The following is a 6,152-nucleotide window of genomic DNA, read 5'->3' as shown; positions in this document are numbered from 1 at the left end:
ATGAAGGCCAGCTTCATCGAGGCCGTGGTCGAGGAGATCATCAAGCCGGTGCTGCCCAAAGACTGGCTGCAGGACACCAAGTACCTGATCAACCCGACGGGGCGCTTCGTCATCGGCGGGCCGCAGGGCGACTGCGGCCTCACCGGCCGCAAGATCATCGTGGACACCTACGGTGGCGCCTGCCCGCACGGCGGCGGCGCATTCAGCGGCAAGGACCCGACCAAGGTCGATCGCTCGGCGGCGTACGCCGCGCGCTATGTGGCCAAGAACATCGTCGCCGCAGGTCTTGCGCGCCAGTGCCAGATCCAGGTGGCCTACGCCATCGGCGTGGCGCGGCCGATGAACATCACCGTCTACACCGAAGGCACGGGCGTCATTCCCGACGAGCAGATCGCCGCCCTGGTGCATGAGCACTTCGACCTGCGGCCCAAGGGCATCATCCAGATGCTGGACCTGCTGCGCCCGATCTACACCAAAACCGCGGCCTACGGCCACTTCGGCCGCGAGGAGCCCGAGTTCACCTGGGAGCGCACCGACCGCGCAGCCGCCCTGCGCCAAGCGGCAGGTTTGTAGGCCCTGGAGAACCCGCCGCCGGGGTCGCGTGTCAAGGGATTCCTACGCGCGCGGTCCCGGCCGGACGACGGGCGGGGCCTGGGCGGCCTCTTAAGCTGGCCTGACCGCAGCACGCGGCAATCCACCCGTCAGGAGGCTCCCATGCTCAAATACGCCATCATCTTCGCCATCATCTCGCTCATCGCCGGCGCGCTCGGCTTCACCGGCATCGCAGCCGGCAGTGCCGGCATCGCCAAGATCCTGTTCTTCCTGTTCCTGGCTCTCACGGTGCTGTTCGTGGTGCTGGCGATGCTGGGGGTGGGTGCGGCGCGCAAGGCCTTGCGATGACGGCGGCTCACCGGCACGCACGCCCCGCTGCCTGAACCATCGACTGCCATGCTCCATATCACTCTGGCCCAGCGCAATTTCACCCTTGGCGACATCGAAGGCAATGCCGAATGCATGATCGCCGCCGCGCGGGAGGCGTCCGGCCAGGGCTCGGACATGGTGGTCTTCAGCCAGATGGCGCTGTGCGGCTGGTGGCCGGCCGACCTGCTGGGCGAGCCCGCATTCGCCCACCGCCTGGAGCAGGCCCTGCAGCGCCTGCGCCAGGAAAGCGCCGCTTTGCCGGCACTGCACTGGGTGCTGGGCACGCCCCTGCCCTCCTCCGGCCCGGGCGCGCCGTGGCTCGACGGCGTGCTGGTGCTCAAGGCGGGCGAGACGCTGCTGTCGTTTGGCCGCCAGGTCCTTTCGCCCGGCGGCGACGCCGACGAGACACAACACCTGGCGCCGGCCCCCGAGGCCCCTCGCATGCTGCGCCTGGGCGGGCTGCGCGTGGGCTTTCTGGTCGGCGCCGAAGCGGGCACGGACGCGCCGGACGCGCCCCTGGCCGGGCCGTGCGAGCGCCTCGTCCAGGCAATGCCCGACCTGCTGGTGCACCTCGATGCCAGCAGCAGCCACCTGGGCCGGCGCGTCCGGCGCCATGCGGCGCTGGCACGCCTGGCCGAGCAGGCCAGCGCCCCGGTGCTCAGCGTCAGCCAAGTGGGCGGGCATGACCACCTGGTCTATGACGGCGGCTCCCTGGCTGCCGAGCCGGGCGCGGGCGTGGTCTTCGAAGCCCGGCGTTTCGAGGAAGATTCCCCGCACCTGGTGCTCACTGGCGAAGGCCAGCTGCATGGCGCGCAGGGCGAGCCCCTGGCCCCCGTCCCGAAGGACGGGCTGCCGGTCATGGAGTTCTACCGGCGCCAGATCGTGCTGGGCTTGGCGGACTACGCACGCCGCTGCGGCTTTGAGCGGGTGCTGGTGGGCAGCTCCGGCGGGCTGGACAGCGCCCTCACCCTGGCGCTGGCCGTGCAGGCCCTGGGGCCGGACAAGGTGGCCGCCGTCACCATGCCCTCGCGCTATTCCAGCAGTGGCTCGGTCGATGATTCGGTGGCGCTGTGCCGCAACCTGGGCATCGAATTGCAGTCGCACCCCATCGCCGAGCTGGCGGCCACGTTCGCCGCACAGTTCGAACGCAGCTTCGGCCAGCCCCTGGCGGGCCTGGCGGCCGAGAACCTGCAGGCACGCATCCGCGGTACGGTGCTGATGGAGTACTCCAACACCTGGGGCCATCTGCTGCTGACCACGGGCAACAAATCCGAGATCGCCGTGGGCTACTGCACGCTCTACGGCGATACCAATGGCGGCCTGGGGCTGCTGGGCGACCTGTACAAGACGGAGGTATTTGCCCTGGCGCGCCATCTGAACGCCCAGGCCGGGCGCGAGCTGGTGCCCGCCGCCATCATCGACAAACCCCCCTCGGCCGAGCTGGCCCCGGGCCAGCGCGACGATGACAGCCTGCCGCCCTACCCGGTCCTGGACGAAGTGCTCAAGCTGCTGATCGAGGGCCCTCTGCTGCCCCGCGAGCAGTACGAGTCGGCCCAGGACTTCGTGGGCCGTCTGCAGCAGGACGAGGACGGCCGCGCACTGGTGCAGCGCGTGCGCGGCCTGCTGGCGCGCAGCGAATACAAGCGCCACCAGGCGGCGCCCAGCCTGCGCCTGCGCCCGCGCAGCTTTGGCAGCCGGGGCTGGCAAATGCCCATCGCGGCGCGCAAGCCCTGACACGGCCCGCGTCCGGCGCTCCCATGCATGACATCGCCGTCCTGATCGGACGCTTCCAGCCCGTGCACGCCGGGCACCTAGCCCTGGTGTGCGCGGCACTGGCGCAGGCACGTCAGGTCATCGTCGTCCTGGGTTCGGCCCACCAGGCGCGCACCCCCAGAAACCCCTTCACTTGGCAGGAGCGCGAGGCCATGCTGCGCGGAGCGCTGCCGACACAGGAGGCGCAGCGGCTCGTGGCGGTGCCCGTGCGCGACTACTACGACCAGTCCCGCTGGAGCGCGGCCGTGCAGGCCGCCGTGGCCCTGCATGCACCGGCGGGCGCCCGTGTCGCGCTGGTTGGGCATTTCAAGGACGCCAGCAGCAGCTACCTGACGTGGTTTCCGGGCTGGGACCTGGTCAGCCTGCCCCGCCAGAACGCCATGGACGCCACCGCCGTGCGTGATGCCTGGCTGGGCGGCGAGCCTGAGGCACTCGCCCCGCTGCTGCCGGGCCTGCCGGCGAGTACGCGGGCGCTGCTGCAGGGCCTGCAGGCTACACCCGTCCATGCCGCGCTGCAGCAGGAATGGCGCATGCTGCGCGACTACCGCGCCGCCTGGGCCTGCGCGCCCTATCCACCGGTCTTCGTCACCGTGGACGCGCTGGTGCAGGCCGCCGGCCGGGTGCTCCTCGTCCGCCGCGCCCATGCGCCAGGGCGCGGGTTGCTGGCACTGCCCGGCGGCTTCATCGAACCGGACGAGACGCTGTGGCGCTCCTGCCTGCGCGAGCTGGCCGAGGAGACGCACTGGCCGCTGGACGAAGCCGCCATGCGTGCCGCCCTGCAAGGGGTGTCCGTGTTCGACCATCCGGGCCGCAGCCAGCGCGGCCGCGTCATCGGCCACGTGCATCATTTCGACCTGGGCACCGGCGCCCCCCTACCCGAAGTGCGCGGCGGCGATGACGCGAGCGAAGCCCGCTGGGTGGAAATTGCGCAGCTGGCAGGGCTGGAGGCGCAGTTTCATGACGACCACTTTCACATCCTGGACCATTTCCTGCGCCTGAATGGCGCCCTGGCCGGAGCAGACCCTTGACGCCCTCGGGCACGAGGCGGCACCCGGGCGCAAGCCTCCTGCAAGTAGTCGAAGTGCCGGACTACGGACATGCGCCAGCGCTGAACGTGTCGCAGCACCATGCACTGGTCGACGCCTTTCTGGACGGCGGGCAATAAAAAGCATAGCTGCACACCTTTGTCTGACAAGGCCAAGGGCTGTTTTTGTCTTGTAATTTCCTACTTTCGTGCATTGGCCGCAGCGCCGTGCCCTCTTGAAAACAGCGTAAATGCCCCTATCATTAGCACTCGAAGCAGCTGAGTGCTAACAAACCTCGCTGCTGCAATCACCAGCGCCCGCCCACCCGCGGGCGCCTTGTTTGTCCGCAACCTTTTTGCACACAGGAGAGAGCCATGAACCTTCGCCCCCTGCACGATCGCGTGATCGTCAAGCGTATCGAGAGCGAGACCACCACCGCTTCGGGCATCGTGATCCCCGACAACGCTGCCGAGAAGCCCGATCAGGGTGAAGTGCTGGCCGTGGGCCCAGGCAAGAAGAACGACAAGGGCGAAGTGGTCGCCCTGAACGTGAAGGTCGGCGACCGCGTGCTGTTCGGCAAGTACAGCGGCCAGACCGTCAAGGTCCATGGCGACGAACTGCTGGTCATGAAGGAAGACGACCTGTTCGCAGTGGTCGAGAAGTAATTCTCCCACCTCGCAGACCCATGAATTTTCATAGCTGCCAGCGCTTGCCAGACAAGCGTTTGCAGCCGATTTGACCCACATTCTTGAGGAGCCAAAAATGGCAGCAAAAGACGTAGTTTTCGGTGGCGAAGCCCGCGCCCGCATGGTTGAAGGCGTGAACATCCTGGCCAATGCGGTCAAGGTGACCCTGGGCCCCAAGGGCCGCAACGTGGTGCTCGAGCGTTCCTTTGGCGCCCCCACGGTGACCAAGGACGGCGTGTCCGTGGCCAAGGAAATCGAGCTCAAGGACAAGCTGCAGAACATGGGCGCCCAGCTCGTGAAGGAAGTGGCCTCCAAGACCAACGACATCGCCGGTGACGGCACCACCACCGCCACGGTGCTGGCCCAATCCATCGTGCGCGAAGGCTCCAAGTACGTGGCCGCCGGCCTGAACCCGATGGATCTGAAGCGCGGCATCGACAAGGCCGTGGTCGCCCTGGTCGAGCAGCTGAAGAAGCAGTCCAAGGCCACCACCACTTCCAAGGAAATCGCCCAGGTGGGCTCGATCTCCGCCAACTCCGACGAGTCGGTGGGCAAGATCATTGCCGACGCCATGGACAAGGTCGGCAAGGAAGGCGTGATCACCGTCGAAGACGGCAAGAGCCTGGACAACGAGCTGGACGTCGTGGAAGGCATGCAGTTCGACCGCGGCTACCTGTCGCCCTACTTCATCAACAACCCCGAGAAGCAGGCCGCCATGCTGGACAACCCCTTCGTGCTGCTGTTCGACAAGAAGATCAGCAACATCCGTGACCTGCTGCCCACGCTGGAGCAGGTCGCCAAGGCCGGCCGTCCCCTGCTGATCATTGCCGAGGAAGTCGAGGGCGAAGCCCTGGCGACCCTGGTGGTGAACACCATCCGCGGCATCCTGAAGGTCGTGGCAGTCAAGGCTCCTGGCTTCGGCGACCGCCGCAAGGCCATGCTGGAAGACATCGCCATCCTGACCGGCGGCAAGGTGATCGCCGAGGAAGTGGGCCTGTCGCTGGAGAAGGTGACGCTGGCCGACCTGGGCCAGGCCAAGACCATCGAAGTGGGCAAGGAAAACACCATCATCATCGACGGTGCCGGCAACGCTGACGACATCCAGGCGCGCGTCAAGCAGATCCGCGTGCAGATCGAGGAAGCCACCAGCGACTACGACCGCGAGAAACTGCAAGAGCGCGTGGCCAAGCTGGCTGGCGGCGTGGCCGTGATCAAGGTCGGGGCCGCGACGGAAGTCGAGATGAAGGAAAAGAAGGCGCGCGTGGAAGACGCCCTGCACGCCACCCGCGCTGCCGTGGAAGAAGGCATCGTCGCTGGCGGCGGCGTGGCGCTGCTGCGCGCACGCCAGGCCATCGGTGACCTCAAGGGCGACAACGCCGAGCAGGACGCCGGCATCAAGCTGGTGCTCAAAGCCATCGAGTCGCCCCTGCGCGAGATCGTGGCCAACGGCGGCGGCGAGCCTTCGGTGGTGGTGAACAAGGTGCTCGAAGGCTCCGGCAACTTTGGCTACAACGCCTCCAACGACACCTACGGCGACATGCTGGAGATGGGCATTCTGGACCCGACCAAGGTGACCCGCACCGCGCTGCAGAACGCTGCGTCCGTCGCCTCGCTGCTGCTGACGACCGAAGCCATGGTCGCCGAGGCACCGAAGGAAGAGTCCGCCGGCGGCGGCATGCCCGACATGGGCGGCATGGGTGGCATGGGCGGCATGGGCATGTAATGCCGGCCCGGGCGGCCCGCACGG

Annotated in this window: 6 protein-coding genes; all 6 read left to right on the top strand. The window is 67.7% G+C overall.

The window, feature by feature from the left end; translation table 11 throughout:
* Positions 1-573, top strand: a 573-nt coding sequence (locus tag RT051_RS03530; RefSeq protein WP_313071832.1) for a methionine adenosyltransferase domain-containing protein, incomplete at its 5' end; no start/stop codon positions are given.
* 141 nt (positions 574-714) lie between these two features.
* On the top strand, positions 715-900 hold the full coding sequence (locus tag RT051_RS03525) for a DUF1328 domain-containing protein (protein WP_313071829.1): 186 nt from the start codon (positions 715-717) through the stop codon (positions 898-900).
* Between the two features lie 48 nt (positions 901-948).
* A complete protein-coding gene (gene nadE, locus RT051_RS03520; protein ID WP_313071826.1) occupies positions 949-2,655 on the top strand; it encodes an NAD(+) synthase in 1,707 nt (568 codons plus the stop codon).
* A gap of 23 nt (positions 2,656-2,678) precedes the next feature.
* On the top strand, positions 2,679-3,722 hold the full coding sequence (locus RT051_RS03515; protein ID WP_313071821.1) for a bifunctional nicotinamide-nucleotide adenylyltransferase/Nudix hydroxylase: 1,044 nt from the start codon (positions 2,679-2,681) through the stop codon (positions 3,720-3,722).
* Positions 3,723-4,093: 371 nt separating this feature from the next.
* Entirely contained in the window at positions 4,094-4,384 is a 291-nt protein-coding gene (locus RT051_RS03510; protein ID WP_056660833.1) for a co-chaperone GroES, read from the top strand.
* 97 nt (positions 4,385-4,481) lie between these two features.
* Positions 4,482-6,128 carry a chaperonin GroEL gene (groL, locus tag RT051_RS03505; RefSeq protein ID WP_313071811.1) on the top strand — a complete coding sequence of 549 codons (1,647 nt, stop codon included), beginning with the start codon at positions 4,482-4,484 and terminating at the stop codon, positions 6,126-6,128.
* Positions 6,129-6,152 lie beyond the last annotated feature (24 nt).

It is taken from the genome of Melaminivora sp. (assembly GCF_032059615.1).
Classification (GTDB): Bacteria; Pseudomonadota; Gammaproteobacteria; order Burkholderiales; family Burkholderiaceae_C; genus Melaminivora.
This window is presented reverse-complemented; position numbering and strand designations above follow the sequence as displayed.

What these genes read in the sequence shown, in the direction of transcription:
- RT051_RS03525 (WP_313071829.1), top strand. Translation starts at nt 715, where the DNA reads ATGCTCAAATACGCCATCATCTTCGCCATCATCTCGCTCATCGCCGGC.
- nadE (WP_313071826.1), top strand. Translation starts at nt 949, where the DNA reads ATGCTCCATATCACTCTGGCCCAGCGCAATTTCACCCTTGGCGACATC.
- RT051_RS03515 (WP_313071821.1), top strand. Translation starts at nt 2,679, where the DNA reads ATGCATGACATCGCCGTCCTGATCGGACGCTTCCAGCCCGTGCACGCC.
- RT051_RS03510 (WP_056660833.1), top strand. Translation starts at nt 4,094, where the DNA reads ATGAACCTTCGCCCCCTGCACGATCGCGTGATCGTCAAGCGTATCGAG.
- groL (WP_313071811.1), top strand. Translation starts at nt 4,482, where the DNA reads ATGGCAGCAAAAGACGTAGTTTTCGGTGGCGAAGCCCGCGCCCGCATG.